This window comes from Acetobacter aceti (assembly GCF_002005445.1).
Classification (GTDB): domain Bacteria; phylum Pseudomonadota; class Alphaproteobacteria; order Acetobacterales; family Acetobacteraceae; genus Acetobacter; species Acetobacter aceti_B.
In genome coordinates, this window is sequence record NZ_CP014692.1 from 2,830,759 (window position 1) to 2,847,500 (window position 16,742).

General features: G+C 53.3%; 18 protein-coding genes, 1 tRNA gene, 2 rRNA genes and 1 pseudogene (1 of these 22 running past the window's edge). 13 read left to right on the plus strand and 9 right to left on the minus strand.

Translation table 11 applies throughout. From position 1 onward, the window contains the following. Window positions 1-147 precede the first annotated feature (147 nt). A complete protein-coding gene (locus A0U92_RS17380) occupies window positions 148-432 on the plus strand; it encodes a hypothetical protein (protein WP_149026464.1) in 285 nt (94 codons plus the stop codon). Beyond that, complete coding sequence (locus tag A0U92_RS12835; protein ID WP_149026465.1) at window positions 425-718, plus strand: hypothetical protein; 294 nt, start codon at window positions 425-427, stop codon at window positions 716-718. The genes A0U92_RS17380 and A0U92_RS12835 overlap by 8 nt, the downstream gene beginning before the upstream one ends. 56 nt (window positions 719-774) lie before the next feature. On the opposite strand, the gene A0U92_RS17385 is transcribed toward A0U92_RS12835, so the two are convergent. Together A0U92_RS17385 and A0U92_RS12840 are read right to left on the minus strand one after the other, a co-directional pair. Then, window positions 775-1,404 carry a HEPN domain-containing protein gene (locus A0U92_RS17385; protein ID WP_149026466.1) on the minus strand — a complete coding sequence of 210 codons (630 nt, stop codon included), beginning with the start codon at window positions 1,402-1,404 and terminating at the stop codon, window positions 775-777. A gap of 270 nt (window positions 1,405-1,674) precedes the next feature. Beyond that, the gene (locus A0U92_RS12840; protein ID WP_236748138.1) at window positions 1,675-2,241 is read right to left on the minus strand and encodes a helix-turn-helix domain-containing protein; all 567 of its coding nucleotides are present in this window, start codon (window positions 2,239-2,241) and stop codon (window positions 1,675-1,677) included. A gap of 7 nt (window positions 2,242-2,248) precedes the next feature. Here A0U92_RS12840 and A0U92_RS12845 point away from each other — a divergent pair, with 7 nt between their 5' ends. After that, window positions 2,249-2,863, plus strand: coding sequence for an aspartate/glutamate racemase family protein (locus A0U92_RS12845; RefSeq protein WP_236748139.1), 615 nt, complete (start codon window positions 2,249-2,251; stop codon window positions 2,861-2,863). A 94-nt stretch (window positions 2,864-2,957) separates the two neighbouring features. Here the strand turns inward: A0U92_RS12845 and A0U92_RS12850 are convergent, their stop codons facing one another. The 3 genes and pseudogenes from A0U92_RS12850 to A0U92_RS12860 form a co-directional block, all read right to left on the minus strand. Further along, window positions 2,958-3,443 carry a DUF2285 domain-containing protein gene (locus A0U92_RS12850; RefSeq protein ID WP_408736124.1) on the minus strand — a complete coding sequence of 162 codons (486 nt, stop codon included), beginning with the start codon at window positions 3,441-3,443 and terminating at the stop codon, window positions 2,958-2,960. 49 nt (window positions 3,444-3,492) lie between these two features. Continuing rightward, the gene (locus A0U92_RS18660) at window positions 3,493-3,828 is read right to left on the minus strand and encodes a transcriptional regulator domain-containing protein (RefSeq protein ID WP_222927824.1); all 336 of its coding nucleotides are present in this window, start codon (window positions 3,826-3,828) and stop codon (window positions 3,493-3,495) included. Window positions 3,829-4,052: 224 nt separating this feature from the next. Further along, window positions 4,053-4,244 (minus strand): annotated as a pseudogene (locus tag A0U92_RS12860) (DNA methyltransferase); the annotation flags it as partial. 448 nt (window positions 4,245-4,692) lie between these two features. On the opposite strand from A0U92_RS12860, the gene A0U92_RS17390 reads away from it, so the two are divergent. The 5 genes from A0U92_RS17390 to A0U92_RS12890 all read left to right on the plus strand — a co-directional run bounded on the left by A0U92_RS17390 (window position 4,693) and on the right by A0U92_RS12890 (window position 8,732). After that, the gene (locus tag A0U92_RS17390) at window positions 4,693-4,902 is read left to right on the plus strand and encodes a hypothetical protein (RefSeq protein WP_149026468.1); all 210 of its coding nucleotides are present in this window, start codon (window positions 4,693-4,695) and stop codon (window positions 4,900-4,902) included. Between the two features lie 100 nt (window positions 4,903-5,002). Next, complete coding sequence (locus A0U92_RS12870; protein ID WP_077813562.1) at window positions 5,003-5,326, plus strand: type II toxin-antitoxin system HigB family toxin; 324 nt, start codon at window positions 5,003-5,005, stop codon at window positions 5,324-5,326. Continuing rightward, complete coding sequence (locus A0U92_RS12875) at window positions 5,316-5,696, plus strand: helix-turn-helix domain-containing protein (protein WP_077813563.1); 381 nt, start codon at window positions 5,316-5,318, stop codon at window positions 5,694-5,696. The genes A0U92_RS12870 and A0U92_RS12875 overlap by 11 nt, the downstream gene beginning before the upstream one ends. 12 nt (window positions 5,697-5,708) lie before the next feature. Next, window positions 5,709-7,406 carry a recombinase family protein gene (locus A0U92_RS12880; protein ID WP_077814445.1) on the plus strand — a complete coding sequence of 566 codons (1,698 nt, stop codon included), beginning with the start codon at window positions 5,709-5,711 and terminating at the stop codon, window positions 7,404-7,406. A 177-nt stretch (window positions 7,407-7,583) separates the two neighbouring features. Beyond that, window positions 7,584-8,732, plus strand: a complete 1,149-nt coding sequence (locus tag A0U92_RS12890) for a tyrosine-type recombinase/integrase (RefSeq protein ID WP_077813564.1) — start codon at window positions 7,584-7,586, stop codon at window positions 8,730-8,732. A 28-nt stretch (window positions 8,733-8,760) separates the two neighbouring features. Here the strand turns inward: A0U92_RS12890 and A0U92_RS12895 are convergent, their stop codons facing one another. After that, the gene (locus A0U92_RS12895; protein ID WP_149026469.1) at window positions 8,761-12,279 is read right to left on the minus strand and encodes an SIR2 family NAD-dependent protein deacylase; all 3,519 of its coding nucleotides are present in this window, start codon (window positions 12,277-12,279) and stop codon (window positions 8,761-8,763) included. Between the two features lie 457 nt (window positions 12,280-12,736). Here A0U92_RS12895 and A0U92_RS12900 point away from each other — a divergent pair, with 457 nt between their 5' ends. The 5 genes from A0U92_RS12900 (at window position 12,737) to A0U92_RS12920 (ending at window position 15,116) form a co-directional block, all read left to right on the plus strand. Beyond that, complete coding sequence (locus A0U92_RS12900; protein ID WP_077813566.1) at window positions 12,737-13,078, plus strand: helix-turn-helix transcriptional regulator; 342 nt, start codon at window positions 12,737-12,739, stop codon at window positions 13,076-13,078. Beyond that, entirely contained in the window at window positions 13,075-13,551 is a 477-nt protein-coding gene (locus A0U92_RS12905; RefSeq protein WP_077813567.1) for a DUF2840 domain-containing protein, read from the plus strand. The genes A0U92_RS12900 and A0U92_RS12905 overlap by 4 nt, the downstream gene beginning before the upstream one ends. After that, window positions 13,548-14,117: a S26 family signal peptidase gene (locus A0U92_RS12910; RefSeq protein ID WP_077814446.1), complete on the plus strand. Its 570-nt coding sequence runs from the start codon at window positions 13,548-13,550 to the stop codon at window positions 14,115-14,117. The genes A0U92_RS12905 and A0U92_RS12910 overlap by 4 nt, the downstream gene beginning before the upstream one ends. Before the next feature lie 67 nt (window positions 14,118-14,184). Further along, window positions 14,185-14,514: a DUF736 domain-containing protein gene (locus A0U92_RS12915; protein ID WP_063908654.1), complete on the plus strand. Its 330-nt coding sequence runs from the start codon at window positions 14,185-14,187 to the stop codon at window positions 14,512-14,514. A gap of 56 nt (window positions 14,515-14,570) precedes the next feature. Continuing rightward, entirely contained in the window at window positions 14,571-15,116 is a 546-nt protein-coding gene (locus A0U92_RS12920; protein ID WP_236748376.1) for a lytic transglycosylase domain-containing protein, read from the plus strand. Window positions 15,117-15,337: 221 nt separating this feature from the next. On the opposite strand, the gene A0U92_RS12925 is transcribed toward A0U92_RS12920, so the two are convergent. The 3 genes from A0U92_RS12925 to A0U92_RS12935 all read right to left on the minus strand — a co-directional run. Then, window positions 15,338-15,414 (minus strand) — tRNA-Met (locus A0U92_RS12925). Between the two features lie 35 nt (window positions 15,415-15,449). Then, window positions 15,450-15,565 (minus strand): 5S ribosomal RNA (gene rrf / locus A0U92_RS12930). Window positions 15,566-15,673: 108 nt separating this feature from the next. Continuing rightward, window positions 15,674-16,742: ribosomal RNA gene (locus A0U92_RS12935) — 23S ribosomal RNA — on the minus strand; it runs 1,669 nt beyond the window's last position.

Sequence of the window (16,742 nt, forward strand, 5' to 3'; positions counted from 1 at the left end):
ACCATTTAAGTGTAAATTCATACGATGTCTGAATTGCCACCCGGGTTTCCAATCAAACAACTCCTGTCTAGTACATCGACTGCCAAATTCGCTCCAGGTGTCGTTGGTCGCTCATCAGTCGTAATGGTAGCTCTTTGCAGTGTCTGGATGGTAATAGCATATAAAATAAATGACAGTGTTTTAACCGATGCTTTTGAGATATCTATTGGAATAATAACTACTATATCAATAATGATTTGGTTTGTGTCGGCAAAAAGGTATGCAAAAGACAATCCTGAATTGGCTCTTATGGAGGGAGCACAACTTGTAATAGCAAGACAATTTCAGTTCCAAACTGCGAATCCAAATAGATCAATAAATTCAGGAGAAGAAAGATCTGATGGGCACACACTTCCTTCCTCTATTTCAAATAAGGAAGATAAAGATGCCTAAAAAACTTCTTATGTTAGCAATGTCACCTAAAAAAGGAATAGTGGAAACAAGCGATATTCATGATGCTTTAGATAGAGCTCTTGATTGGTTGCAAATATCACCAAACTGCTGGCTTCTTTTTACTTCTTCTGATTCCGACAAGTGGTTTGATCGAATAAAAAAAATTACGGAAAAGTGGGGCGATAATTTCTTAATTATGGAACTCAATCCCCACCATAGGCAAGGATGGCTTAAATCAAGTGTTTGGGACTGGATCAATGAACGAACCGATGAAGTTGATAATTAATTCACGTAGAGATGATTTTTTATTCACATAAGCTATATTTTAGAAAATTTTTGGTTTCACCACGGGTTTGCTATCAAGTAGCGTGCAATAAGATGCGTTTGGAATCCACTGTCCGTTTTATTTGCAAGAAAGACAAAGTGCTTCTTGCATTCTTCTAGTAAATTCAAGGTAAGACGCGGAACGTTATTGTTTCCCTGAATCCAAGGAATATCGGACGGCAGGCTAAACCCGTGAGCTACCGAATGACGTACTTGTAGCCACTGGTTGGTCCGGGAACGTGTTTGTTTCTCTGTCCATTGTCGTGGGCCGGATCTCCATGCCCAATTTAACCAAGGATTAAAATCAAAAGAATTAGAGAGTAAGTCTCTAACTCTAACATCATCTGGCGTGTTAAATTTTTTAATCGCATTTCGTATTTCAGATTTCTTGCTATTAAAAATTTGAACTGCCCACGTTGGTGGCAGAGCCTGAGGGTTATTGATACTACGTTCAATAATATTCAAAGCTTCTTGTGTAATGTTTTCAATATACGCTTGCCAACAAGCAACGATCATTACCACCCCTGCTTTATATAATGCATCTTGTTCATAGCGACGCCCTCGACCACTCCGCAAATTTCTATGTATATTTATTAATTGATCTACTGTTTTTACTTGATTCGAAAAATCACATAGAGATTGAGACATTTATCACTCCAATTTCTATTAAATGAAAAATATTTCCACACTGTTTTCGGATTTATATTATTGGAAATCTTGATTTATGATCGATCGATGATTGTACCTGTTATTCGATTTACCTTAAGGAATATATACTACGATTTAACCTAACTTAGCGTAACAGTGCTAACTTGCAAACCCGACAAGCGTCCGCTTTCGGACATAATCACAGGCTGTCAAACAATAGCCTTGGACTGCGAAAGCGGACCACAGGCGAGCGTATTGGATATTGCCGTCTCATTTTGCCATACGACCGTAGAACGCGGGAGTGACGCCGACGGAACGCTTCATACAGCGTGTCAGATGCGCCTGATCGGCGAACCCGCATTCCGTGGCGGTGTCCGCAATAGGACACCGGGCGTCCAAGAGTTGTCGAGCACGGGCCAGGCGTCGTTCCATGAGATAGCGATGCGGCGTTACGCCGAGGCTTTGCCTGAAAGCCCGCACCAGAAATCCAACGGACAATTCAAGCTCCGCCGCCAGTCGGGCAACCTCCAGCCGTTCGCCCATGTGACGGTCGATCAACCTGTCAATCGCGGCCAGACGAGCCGCCGTGATCCACGGAGCCGCAACTTTTCCTGAAGTAAAATGATGGAGGAGGACGGCGGCAAGGATATCCGGCTCCGATGCGATTTTCGGTGTCCCGGAGAGCAGCCTGCGCCGCAATAAACAGGCGGCCGCCACGGCGTCCGGGTCGACAATTCCGTTCAAAGGCCGCTCCCCGGCCTCCCGATGCCCTATCATGATAGTCGGCATACCGCGCAGGACGAGGTATTCACCGCCTTCGTCCGAACGGGAAAACACCGGACATGTGCTCGGCACCCAGGACAACGTGTTGGGACGCCGCAGGAAGGAGCGCGCCTTGCCGGTGCCGATCGCGGACCGCCAACGTGAAGATAACTGGTCGGCGCTGGCGGAACAATTAGGCCGGGCCGGTCAGCACTTGAAACGGTCAGGCGCTGAGGCGCTGCTGATCTGTAGCAACACCATGCACTGTCTTCATGAGCCCATCGAATTGGCGACCGGAGTCCCGACACTGCATATCGCGGACACAACCGGTGAAGCGTTGCAACGCGCCGGGTGTAAACACCCCGCGCTTCTTGCGACCCGTTTCACCATGGAAGGCACGTTCTACACGCAACGGCTGCGCGATCTGTTCGGTATCACGGCCATGATTCCCGATGAGGAAGCGCGGAGCGGCATTCATCGCATTATCTATGAAGAACTTTGCCGTGGTGTCATACGCGACGAAAGCCGGGCCTATTATCGTGACGTCATCAAACAAATGAAAATAGAAGGAGCCGACAGCGTCATTTTGGGATGCACGGAAATCACCATGCTGATCACGCAGGATGATACCGATCTGCCGGTTTTTGATACCACGGCGATTCACGCCGAGGCAGGCGTTTCCTGGATACTGGGCTGAAAAGAGCACAGCGTCGTATCCGAATATTATCGGCCTGTTGCGGCGCCCTGGTCATGTTCGGACTCATGATAACTTCCCGGTCCCTTGCCTTATCTCAACGATCAGACAGTCGGATCGAATAGCGCAAAAGATCACGGTAACCCCCACGAACATAATACCGACCATCGGCAACGAGACGCCGAACCTGGTTCTTGCGAGGATCGCTTTCCCAATCGGCCTTCCTGCCACAAAACCCAAGCAATGCCTCAGCAAGCTTGCGATAGCTCGCGCCAGCCGCTCTCCCATCCAACGCCCTGAGCATCAGGATATGCCGGTCCCGCGTCTGCTGCGGGAAATCATGCGCCCACCTGCCCTCAGGCCGACCGACCAGCGCGCGCCATAAACGCAGCACGGCCTCCGCGCGAAGCTCCAGCAGCTTATCGAGCGGCAGGATCACGACATAGGTGGCGCGTCCATTCGCTGGACTTGTCGGGAGCCAGAACTGATGTGCCGACGCTCTGGACGGCCAAAAACCGTGCCATGCATCACCGTCATCCAGTCGCGCGACGAGGTCTGGTAATTCCGCGAGATTGATCGGCATGACGGCCGGATCATCCGCATTCGCCAGAGCCTCGCGCAGTTCGATCACGTCAGGCGAGAGTTCCGATATCCAGAAAACAGGCGTGCGGCCGGCAGGCTGCGCCGGATCGACAGGGAAATCGCAAACCCCATCGTTCGGAAAAGGCTTTGCTGCCCCCTTGCTTCGGAGCCACAAGCGTTTTCATTCGCTGAAACGCGCGACGATAATCGTCATCACGTCGAAGATATTCCCAGGCCATGCCGGCGGCAGCTATGTCTTGTGCATGTTCGTAAGCGGCCGGCGACTGCCAATCTGATATCGGCATCGCGTTACCCTTCCTCTTGCGCCTGCTTCTGGCAGCAGGAACACCAGGATGCGCAAAGGGAAGATTTTGTGCAGACTGCATTTGGAGATATGTCGATCTCGTAACGCGATCGCACGGATATTATGTCGCTCTTCCGCACCTGCCAGAATAGTTCGCGAGCAGGGCACTCGCCCGGCGAGCGGCGCTTATTTTCCATCTTCCCGCCGCCGATCCGCGAAGTCGGATTGGCGCAAATTTATGCGGACCGACAGGCCAAGGAAAGGGGCACCGCAGAACCGAATTGTCGGCCCTGCGGCTTTCACTCCCTATGCCGCTACTCTCTTCGCCGCGTGCCAGGCCAGGCGCCGGGTCGCCGTGGCGGCGTGGTCCGCGTCCAGTTCCATCCCCAGCCAATCGCGCCCAAGATGCTGCGCCGCCACCAGCGACGAACCGGAACCCGCAAACGGGTCCAGCACCAGACCACCCACCGGGCAGAAGGCTTCCACCAAGGGAAGGAGATCCACTCATCGATCGCGTAGAGTACGCGCACCGCTTCCCGATTGACGGGAGGAACAGCCTTCAGGCTGCATTCACCAATGAAGCGCAACTGGTTCTGCGGATCTGACAGGTCGTTCTCCTGTCGGTATTGCCGACGCCGCTCGTCTTCCTGCTGCCTATCGGCAGCCTGTTTGTTGAGCGTGGCGATCTGTCGACGAAGCGTCTCAATCTGACCCGCAGCCTGTCGTTCGGACTGCACAAGAGCCTCTTTCGCACGACGATCTCGAATATAGAATCCAATGGCATATCCGATCACAAGAAGAATGATCACCTTTTCCACAACCGATAAGCCTCCCTTTTCTGCGCGATCACCGCCGATTAACGCATTGACCGGCGTACGGTCTTCTCAAATCCCCTTGCCCTGTCCTTCATCGGTCCTGTCGCCCCATGACCGGGAAGGTGGACAGGATGGCACGCAGACCCGACAGGATCAGAATCGAGGTGTTCGGCCCCGCCGGTGACGCGGAAACAGCCGAGGAGGCGTTCCGCCCGTCTGATGAAGCCATCCGGTCCCTTGCCCGCCTGATCGGCCGCCAGATGGCCCGCGAGCAGTTCGAGCGTGCCCGTACGCTGGAGCGGAAACAGGCCCGGCAGAACCGATCCAGTCCCATGCGGTAGCCTCCCTCCCCGGCGGCGCGTTCCCCGCCGAACGACCCTTCGTCGGGTAGTCGTGCATTTTTCTTGTGACCACTATGGTCCCGTGATATAAGGTCAGTCAATGAGGATCATCGCCCGTCGCACGCTGAGAGAGTTCGTCGACAGTCTGGCGGGCCAGAAGGACCAGCCGGCCGTCAAGGCGGCGCTGGACGTCTGGTTCGCCGAAGTCGGCCGGGCTGCGTGGACGAGCACCGCCGATGTGAAGCGGCTCTACGCCACGGCCAGCATCGTCAACGCCGAGCGCATCGTCTTCAACATCAAGGGCAATGCCTATCGCCTGGTCGTGGCGGTCGATTTCGAGAAGAACATCGTCTGGATCAAATGGATCGGCACACACAAGGCGTATGACAGGATCGACGTGACGGAGGTGGAACATGACGGCTGATCTGAAGCCCATCCGCAACGAGGCGGATTATGACGCGGCCCTGGAAGAAGTCGGCCGACTGTGGGGTGAGAAGAGCGGCACGCCGGACGGTGACAAGCTCGACGTGCTGGCGACGCTGATCGACGCCTATGAGGCGAAGCACCATCCGATCGACCCGCCCGATCCGGTCGAGGCGATCCGCTTCCGCATGGAGCAGCAGGGCCTCACCCGCAAGGATCTGGAGCCGATGATCGGCCCGCGCAATCGGGTGGCGGACGTGCTGAACCGCAAACGCGGCCTGTCGATCGACATGATCCGCCAGCTGCACGACGGCCTCGGCATCTCCGCCGAGGTGCTGATCCGGCCCAGCCGGATGGACAAGGTCGCCTGATAGGAAACACCCATGACCCGCGTCGCCCTGTATGCCCGTTACTCGTCCGACAACCAGCGCGAGGCGTCGATCGAGGACCAGTTCCGCATCTGCCGGGAACACGCCAAGCGCGAGAAATGGAAGGTGGTCGGCGCCTACAAGGACGCGGGCATCTCCGGCGCCAGCATGATCCTGCGCCCCGGTATCCAGACCCTGTTGCAGGATGCCCAGGCCGGGCGGTTCGACATCGTGCTGGCCGAGGCGCTGGATCGCATCTCGCGCGACCAGGCGGACGTCGCGACCCTGTTCAAGCACCTGAAATTCGCTGGCGTGCCGATCGTCACCCTGGCGGAAGGCGAAATCAGCGAACTGCATGTCGGCCTCAAGGGCACGATGAACGCCCTGTTCCTTAAAGATCTCGCGGCCAAGACCCATCGCGGTCTGCGTGGCCGTGTCGAGGGCGGCAAATCCGGCGGGGGCCTCTGCTACGGCTACCGCGTCGTCCGCCAGTTCGACGCAAAGGGCGAGCAGATCCGGGGCGACCGCGAGATTGACGCGCATCAGGCGGAGATCGTCCGCCGCATCTTCCGTGACTTCGCTGCCGGCATTGGCCCGCGTGCCATCGCCAAGGCGCTGAACGATCAGGGCATCGGCGGCCCGGAGGGCAAGCTGTGGAGCGACACCACGATCCGGGGCCATGTGAAGCGCGGCACCGGCATCATCAACAACGAACTGTATATCGGTCGGCTGGTCTGGAACCGGCAGCGCTATGTCAAAGACCCGTCCACCGGCAAGCGCGTCTCACGGCTGAACCCGGAATCAAAATGGGTGGTGACGGAGGTTCCCGACCTGCGAATTGTCGATAACGCACTCTGGCAGGCGACAAAGGCCCGCCAGAACGTCATCGCCGAGAAATACGTCAACGTCACCGAGGCTGTTCGCGCTCACCACAAGCGCAACCGGCTCAACGGCACACGCCGACCGAAATCCCTGCTGTCGGGCCTGCTGTTCTGCGGTCTGTGCGGTGGTCCCTACACGCTGCGGGGTTCCGACCGTTTCGCCTGCTCCTCCCATGTCACCAATGGCTCCTGCGCCAACAGCAGGACGATTCCTCGCCGCGATCTGGAACGCCGCGTGCTCTCCGGACTGAAGGACCGGATGATGGCACCGGAGATCGCGGCCGAGGCCATGCATGCCTATGCCGAGGAGACCAACCGACTCAACCGCGAGCGCCGCTCCAACGCCGATGTCTGGCAGGTCGAACAGGTGAAAGTCGAGAAACAGATCCGGGGCATCATTGAGGCCATCAAGGAAGGGATGTTCCATCCCAGCATGAAAGCAGAGATGGACACGCTCGAAACGCGCAAAGCGGAACTGGCGACCCTGCTGTCAGACGTTCCCGACGATGTGCCGGATCTGCTGCCGAGTGCCTCCACCATCTACGCCCGCAAGGTCGGCCGCCTGACCGATGCCCTCAACCGCCCCGAGGAACGGCTGGAAGCCGCCGAGGCGCTGCGGGAGCTGATCGAGAAGGTCATGCTGACACCCGGCCCGAACCGGGGCGAGATCGACGCGATGCTGTATGGAGAACTGGGGACAATCCTAAATTGGATCGAGCGGCAAGCCATTGGAAAGGCTGAAAAAAGAAACACTCCCGGAGCTGTGCTCACGGGAGTGTCGGTATCGGTGGTTGCGGGGGCAGGATTTGAACCTGCGGCCTTCAGGTTATGAGTTCCAGTCAAATACTTACACAATTACCGCACAGAGCCGATTTTTTCACGATAAATGACGGTTTTCCTTAAGTTTTTACTCTGGGTAGGGTACACTCTTCCCTGACCGGGATCGCCTGATTTCGCCCCCAAATGATTCCTATTTGATTCCAGTGATTCCGGCGCTGGAGGCAAGAGCATGGTCAAGATCACGAAACGTTCCGTCGCGGCCGCCGCCAAAACCGGCAAAGAGTATTTCCTCTGGGACGACGAGCTTAGGGGCTTTGGTCTCAGGGTCCATCCCTCGGGTCGGAAAATCTACCTCGCCCAGTTCCGCGCGGGCGGACGCATCCGGCGGGTCAACATCGGTCCACATGGTCCGATCACACCGGATCAGGCCCGCACCGAGGCCATGAAGCATCTCTCAGATGTCCGGCTGGGCAGCGATCCCGGCGCACAACGCGACCGGCTCCGTGCCGCCGCGACCATGCAAGAGTTCGGCAGGCGGTTCCTCGACGAGCATGTCGCCTCGCACTGCAAGTCCTCAACCCAATACGAGTATCGCCGTTGCGTGGACCTGTTCATCACACCGAAGCTGGGAACGCTCAAGGTTATCGACGTCACCCGTGCCGATGTCGTCGAACTGCACCAGTCATTGAAAGAGACGCCCTATCAGGCCAACCGGGTGCTCGGCGTTCTATCCATCATGTTTACCCTGGCCGACACGTGGGGCGTGCGGTCAGACGGGATCAATCCCTGCTGGAAGGTCAAACGCTACAAGGAAGTAAAGCGAGAGCGTTACCTGACACCCGATGAACTGGCCCGGCTGGGCAAGGTACTCCGGGAGGCAGAGGGCGAGCCGGAAGCCGCAACCTGCATTCGCCTGCTGCTGCTCACCGGATGCCGCCTTGGGGAAATCCAGACCCTGAAATGGGACTATGTGGACTTCCGCGCGGGTGTCCTGCGCCTGCCAGATTCAAAGACCGGAGCCAAAATCGTACCCATCGGCAAGGCAGCATTGGACGTGCTGGCGGATATACCCCGGACCGACGGCAACCCCTATGTCATCACCGGGAAGGTGGAGGGGCAATATCTGACGGACATCCAGAAACCGTGGCGGCGACTACGCGCGCGGGCCGGACTGGACACGCTACGCATCCACGATCTGCGCCATTCCTTCGCCTCAGACGCGCTCCAGCTTGGCGCGGACCTGACCATGATCGGGCGGCTGCTCGGCCATACGCAGGTGCAGACCACCGCGCGGTATGCCCATCTCAAGACCGATCCCGTACGCACAGCAGCCAACAAGGTAGCTGAATTTATAAGTTCATCACTAAGTCACATCTGATTTATAAAATATAAATATATCTGATAAATTAACATGTTACATTTGATAAAGCAAAACGGACTTCTGGAAGTGGATCATTTTGAAATTCCGAAAGCCATTTCTCTGCTTGAGAATATGAGGCATCCAACTTGTTTAGGGCATAAGCCAATCTTACACACTCTTCCCTTACTAAAGAAATAATTCCAGATTCCTCTCCTTCATTCTCTATACTATTATAGCTCCATTCATCTACTAAATCACCCAAGGCTGAATCAAGCCGTGAATTCTGCTCTTCTGTGGTTTTCCCTTCACTTACAAACATAATAATAGATTTTATGAGATACAAAATAGATGATGTTCTTCTAAATTCTATTGCAGAAACCAAAACCTCGGCTATATCACTTAAATCTCTAGATATTTCTTTTCCCGCTTCTATACCCAACCATTGCTCCGTCACCCACGAAGCATCTGAAACGTCATCTTCTGCTTTTGACTGAAACGCACGGCGAATATTCTTCGAAATAAGTTCCATGGGTCGCAACGAATCAGGAAACCACAATAATGCAGCCACAACACCTACAGCATGAGTTCGATTTAGATATTTTTCAATTTCTTTTACTCGTTCGTAGGTTTTATCCAATGTCGTAAGACATTTGGATATGCATGCCAATGTCAACCCAATGCTACGCTCCATGTATCTCTTGCTATATCCGGACAATTTTTTTTCTATAATAAATTTACTATCCTCTTGATACATCGGCGATAAATCTATCCCAATTAAATAATCAAAAAGTTCAACCGCTTGATTATTTAATGGGAGAACCATTGAACGCATTATAGCCATTTGAATTGATGACAGCCTACTCGGATCTATGTCAGAAGTATGGAACAAACGATCCCTAACATCTTTCTTTATATCAGAACCATCTAGTTTCGTTATTTCACACCAGAAAGGTATTCGTATTGTAGCCTCGCCTGGCAGAGAAGGCTGCTCATCATCAACAACAGACCAAATTTTTTCTAAAAAATCATGTTCTAATATTTGTAATGGACCTGACTTCCTAATATATAGCAATCTCAATATAGCAAATGGGCGCCTAGGATCTCCCTTATCCATTGATGAAATTGCACTTTCTATCCACTCTATCTTTTTATTAGATGATAAAGCTATGCTTGGTTCCGTACAATATATCCACTCTGTCGGCTCAATACCCCAATGCCCATCAGTTATAGCTAAAGATAATGTATCTGCAACTAAGAAAGGGCGTCGTTCGGGAGCGATCGCAGACCATGCATTTTTTAACAGTTCAGCACATGCTTCTGCCCATCCTGGCCGCACGCTACGCGCATTACATAGATTTATTGTAAATTGATATACTCTCTCCGCATCAGAAGAATTCATCCTTATTACCAGTCGAGCAAGAATTCTAATGGCTATCTTACGCCTTGTTAGATAAAAAACCGCATAATCGGGTTCTCTTTCTATCATATCCGTCCAATAATTTATTGAATTTGTTATATATTTCTCCAGAGAAGCCCAAACTTCATTTGTCAAAATAGCCACATCAACGCGACTCATGACAATATCTAAATACTCTTTTTTATCATCAAGAACCCTAATGCAGTGCAAGTACCATGATTCTGAATGGTTTTTAATGCATTGCAATGCTTTGCGACGATCAGCACTAAAGCACGAAACAATAGACAAACGCGGAGGCATACCAGCATCCGTCAACATTAAGTCTAATTCCGCGAAGGGCTTTACAGAGACACCTGACGAAATACGTACAGCGCGATCTGGATCGAAATATACACCGGGCTCAAATCGAGGAATTCGACGCTGACTAATATCTTCCGTTTCTTTCCATATTTTTTCCCTAAGAAGATTTACCTCTAAAAATGGATCAGATTTTATCTGCCTATATTTTTCTTCTGACCATGGCAGAAATTTAAATCTACTTTGTTCAAAAGCACGTTCAAAACACTCCGCCCACGCCAAACGTGATTGAATCCAAATCGACGTTCTATCCGCCCACAACCGCTCTCTTAGTTCTGCGATTCCTTGTCGCAAAACATTCTCAGACACACCAAAAAATCCCACTTCAGACAATATAGATGCCTTTTTTACCTTCCAAAAAGGATCTATTCCAATTATCGAATCTGCTAATTCATGAGCCTCCTTGAATTCCATCCTAATACAAGCATTTACTGCTTTGAAATATGAAATTTCTGCCCTAGCGTCTGATCCCGTATCTGAAATTTCCAATATACATCTAGATGTATCTTCAAAACGATCTTTGTCATCCACAATGAATGCTTGCCACAATAAAGATCTAAGTATTACAATTTTATCTACTGTTTTAATGGAATTTTTATGTGATTTATATTTCTTATGTATGACGTCCAATAAAATTTCATCCATAGGAGAGAAAGATATTCGATATCTCCAAGAAATATTAACCATAAATTTTAACAAATAAATATTTTCAAGATCATCTAAAATACTATATTTTATATATAAAGATGATAAAGAATTTCGTATTTCGCTCCTAATCTTTCCCGGACAGATGATCCATCCTGGATAACTGTGTCGTTCTTTCTCCCATGTATCTATGATGCCTTGAATCCTATTTCGTTCAAATAAAATATCTTTCCCAAATTTAGAGGAAGACACGGGCAAAGAATTGACTTCCCACTCATGAAGAGGCGCTGGTTCTGACTCACGGAGATGCGCAAACATAAGATTGAGAGCCATTTGATGGCGACTCTCAGAATCATAGTCTTTAACAAGCTCATATAAATCTATAGGAGCGATATTTCTTGACTCTAAGAATTTTCTCTTGGACGCGCTTAAATTCAAAGCACCTGCAAGATATATTCTCCTAGCAGATGAACCAAGATGATCTCTAACCCATCCTGCCCATGCTAGAAAATTAGGATCATCACCAGAAAATCCAAGAAGAACAAGTTCATTTTCCACAAAAACTTGTCGCGCTAAGTTAACAAATGCTGCGTATTTTGTTGGGTATGTTCTAAAATCTTCTTCACAAATAACAAAATGAGGTGTTGTTCCTATAGACCCATGCAGCTTTACAATTCGTGGCGCTTTAGCATGCGAAAGATCACTTTCTGACAATACATACTGGTAATTACGGACAGATTTTCTAGATGCTCTCTCTAATAGAGTATCGTAGTTAGTCGTTAAAATATCTGACCAAGGTAGGGATAGAAATAAATTATGGGTTTCTGAGGGAATCCACGCTTCATCTTCTATATTACGTCTAATAAATTCATCTAATGCAGACTGCCCAAAATACTGTCTATATTCCTCGGCCAGTCGCAAAGCATCGTAAGGCGCATTATCTTCATCGTGTGGATAAAGCTCCGAAACCATTTGACACGCAAGATCGCGCCATAAAGGAGGACGTAAAGATGTCTCACTCGCGAGGGAGGCACACTTACTCATGCCTGCGCCGATTATCGCTGCGGCTCCCCGACCATTTTGATGCCAGATGGCACGAGCAAGTTGTTCTAGAGATGGAAAATCAGAAAGTTCCGACAATTTCACCAAAACATTACCTCAACAACATTAGAAGCCTAAATATTCCGAACTGGTGCGTTACTATATCATACCTAATGTTTACCATTGCACTGCATGTAACAGCTTTGCAATTTTCACGGCCAACCCCTGCGTTAACAGGGCCGCCAGCCCAGCAGAAGCTACATAATCGTATCCTCTAGTGACCAACGTAGGTCAGGTTAATATCTGCCAAAATGGGGTAAGTCCGTCCAGTAATACCCCGCCTTTACGCCGGCATCGCTTGAGATTTTCTGCAAGAAATTCTTATTGCTGGGCAGACACTCCTCTCTCCTTTTCCATCTTATTCAGCGCTCCATTACTCTTCTGGGGTGGAAGAATTCGCGCACATCATTTCCTCCACTCCCAGACCGCCACTTTCCCGTCAGCCTCCCCTTACCGGCTCAGCTTCGCCCCCGAAGCGCGCCGCACCGAAAGGGAAGCTTTCATGACCGACATCACGAAACCCAAAGCGGACGCACCCGTGCCGCCGACACAACAGCCGTCCGAGGTCTCTGTGTCAGCACGCCCGCCAACATCCCCGGCCCGTATCCTGCGCCCCTATCTGCGCGGGGGAGAGGCTGCCGAATTGATCGGGGTCTCCATTCGCACATTGGAAAAATACCGCAGCATCGGTGGAGGCCCGCCGTTCCTGAAGGTTGGCTCGCGCGTCCTTTATCTCCGCGAGGACGTGGAAGCATGGCTTCAGCACCATCGCTGCCGCAACACCTCGGACGACAACTATGCCGCCGCCCTGCGTGAGATGCCCTCACGGAGGAACAGGTCATGAGGACGGATGATCCCAATCTGACCATGGTCGAACTGACCTTCATCGAAAAGCGCATCGAACACTGGATCAGGTTTGGCAGGCCGGTCTCCGACCGCGTGCTCGACAAACGCCGCCGCCTGCTGAGTTTCACGCCCGGCAGCACCTTCGGCTTCATCCGCTGGGCCGCCAATGATTACGGCACGGTCGTCTCCTGCTTCGCCATCGTGCGCACCGTGGAGAGGGGCACCGCTTTCCAGACCGTGCCCTTTGTCTGGCCCGGCGGCGACCTGCTGCTCGACGTGTCGGGCTGGCCGCAGGTGAAGCACGTTCTTGAGGTGATCGACCAGATCAAACGCTTCGGCTTCGATCCCTGCGCCGTCTCTCCCGATCACTGGCGGCATGTCCATAACCGTATCATCGCCGGGCAGGAACCACGGCCCTACACACAGCCCCTGCACGCAGCGTGGCTGAAACGTGCGAGGCTGGTATCATGACCCGGCGCGCCTGGTTCTTCGGCACCTATTTCGTCGTGCTGGCGGTAGGCGTGTCCGCCGCCGTACACATCGCCCCCCGGTTGCTATGGAACAGCACGGCCAGCGTCCCGGTGGGGCTGTATCGGCTGCGCGCCGATAGCAGCCTGCATGTCGGGGATCTTGCCGCCCTGCGTCTGCCCGACCGGCTGGCCCTGCTGCTGTCACAACGCGGCTATCTGCCATTCGGTGTGCCCTTGCTGAAACCCGTGGCGGCATTGCCGGGACAAAGTGTGTGTCGCACGAAAAGCGCCATCAGCATCGACGGCGCGCATGCTGGCGATGCGCTGACCCGTGATCATCGGGGCCGTCCGCTTCCTGTCTGGCAGGGCTGTCGTCGTCTGGGACGTGACGAGATTTTCGTCATGAACCCGGCGGAACCGCGTAGTCTGGACGGGCGCTATTTCGGCCTGCTTCCCGCCAGCACGGTGATGGGCCGCGCGATCCCGATCTGGGTCACGACCGGGCGGACTGCACCGGGCCATGACGAAAAACCGCGTCCGCTGCTGCTATTGCCTCCACTTCAGTAACGCGGCGTAGCCCTCCCCCAGTTTTCAATTCTTTGTCCTGCGATCCGCAGATCAGGAGAGACGTATCATGATCCGTCTTGGCACGTTCACGCGCACCACAAACGGCTTTTTCGGCCAGATCACCACTTTTCTGATGGAGGACGATCTGTCGATCCTCCCCATCGAAGACCCCGCCACCGAAAACACCCCGGATTATCGCGTCCTGCGCGGTCTGGAAGATGACGCCATACAGGTGGGCTGCGCCTGGGCGCGTCAGGGCGAGCGCATCGGGTTGTGGCTGGCGGTGATGATTGATGACCCGCTTTTCGCCCGTCCCCTGCGTGCCCGGCTGCTGCCGGACCGGGACGAACACGACACGTTCCATCTGGTCTGGAACCGTCCCCGAACACCGTCATGATCCGCGTTAAAACAGTGCCCAGTCTGCTGGTGGGCTGCGCCGGGTTTGCCATCCTCATGCAGACTGCCAGCGCCGCGCCGTTCGATGCCTATGTCAGCGAGGCGGCCACGCGGGCGAACATCCCGCCTGCGTGGATCACGGCGGTGATGCGCGCGGAGAGTCAGGGTGATGCCTCAGCGGTATCACTCAAGGGCGCGATGGGCCTCATGCAGATCATGCCGGATACATGGCAGGAACTACGCGCGACGTTGAATCTCGGGGCTGATCCCTATGATCCGCACGACAACATCACGGCGGGGGCGGCCTATCTTCGGCACCTGCATGACCGCTACGGCGATGCGGGTTTTCTGGCTGCCTATAATGCCGGGCCGGGGCGGTATGAGCAGTTTCTGACAGCAGGGAAAGTGCTGCCCGACGAGACGCGGAAATACGTCACGATGCACAGGATTTTGCCGCGCGCTGCAAAGACGGCCGGCATCATTTCCGCTTCATCATCTCGCCCGAGGACACGCCGGAGATGGCGGACCTCGACGGCTTCACCCGCGACCTCGTGCAGCAGATGGAAACCGATCACCACATTAAGAACCATTCTTATTTGGTAGCTACGTGAGGACGGCTTGGAAGGCAAGGAGAAGGTTCGCGGATCGGCTCTGTGCTGTGTGGCGTGGCCCGATTCCTTCCCTTCCCGGCCCTCATCTGGCGCGCGTCGTTGCTACGCGTGAATTCTCTGCCGAATGATTCCTATATGATTCCAGTTGGTATGTTAGAACGCAGAAAGCCCGCTCGGAGAGCGGGCTAAGCGTTTGATTTCGTTTGGAATTCATGGTTGCGGGGGCAGGATTTGAACCTGCGGCCTTCAGGTTATGAGCCTGACGAGCTACCGGGCTGCTCCACCCCGCGGAGGTATTTATGATGTGTATGATGTGGATTGGAAGACCTGGCGGCGACCGACTTTCCCACGACTTAAGTCGCAGTATCATAGGCGCTGGGGGCTTTCACGGCCGAGTTCGGGATGGGATCGGGTGGATCTCTCCCCGCCATAGCCACCAGGTCATCCAACCCACATCTGTGTGGGTCAGTGATTACGGTTGGTGTATTTTTGAAATGTGCGGCATGGATGATTTCTGTGCATGGAATTGCGTCTCCGAGGAGAAGCTTGCAAGTGAGTTCTCGTGGGCGATTAGGACCAGTTAGCTGCACGCATTACTGCGCTTCCACACCTGGCCTATTGACGTGATGGTCTATCACGGCCCTTGGGGAGACCTAGTTTTGAGGTGGGTTTCCCGCTTAGATGCTTTCAGCGGTTATCCCGTCCATACTTAGCTACCCGGCTGTGCCGCTGGCGCGACAACCGGTGCACCAGAGGTATGTTCATCCCGGTCCTCTCGTACTAGGGACAAATCCTCTCAAGTCTCCAACATCCACGGCAGATAGGGACCGAACTGTCTCACGACGTTCTAAACCCAGCTCACGTACCACTTTAATCGGCGAACAGCCGAACCCTTGGGACCTGCTCCAGCCCCAGGATGTGATGAGCCGACATCGAGGTGCCAAACCTCCCCGTCGATGTGGACTCTTGGGGGAGATCAGCCTGTTATCCCTAGAGTACCTTTTATCCGTTGAGCGATGGCCCTTCCACGCGGGACCACCGGATCACTATGGCCGACTTTCGTCTCTGATCGAGCTGTCACTCTCACAGTCAGGCGGGCTTATGCCATTGCACTCGACAGCCGGTTTCCGACCGGCCTGAGCCCACCATCGCGCGCCTCCGTTACACTTTAGGAGGCGACCGCCCCAGTCAAACTGCCCACCATGCAGGGTCCCGGACCAGGCTTACTGGTCGCGGTTAGACATCAGAAAAATTCAGGGTGGTATTTCAAGGATGGCTCCACAGGAACTGGCGCCCCTGCTTCAAAGCCTCCCACCTATCCTACACAGAATGTCTCTGATGCCACTGCAAAGCTGCAGTAAAGGTTCATAGGGTCTTTCCGTCTGACCGCGGATACCCCGCATCTTCACGGGGAATTCAATTTCGCTGAGCCGATGCTGGAGACAGCGGGGAAGTCGTTACGCCATTCGTGCAGGTCGGAACTTACCCGACAAGGAATTTCGCTACCTTAGGACCGTTATAGTTACGGCCGCCGTTTACCGGGGCTTCAATTCAGTGCTCTCACACCTCCTCTTAACCTTCCGGCACCGGGCAGGCGTCAGACCCTATACGTCGTCTC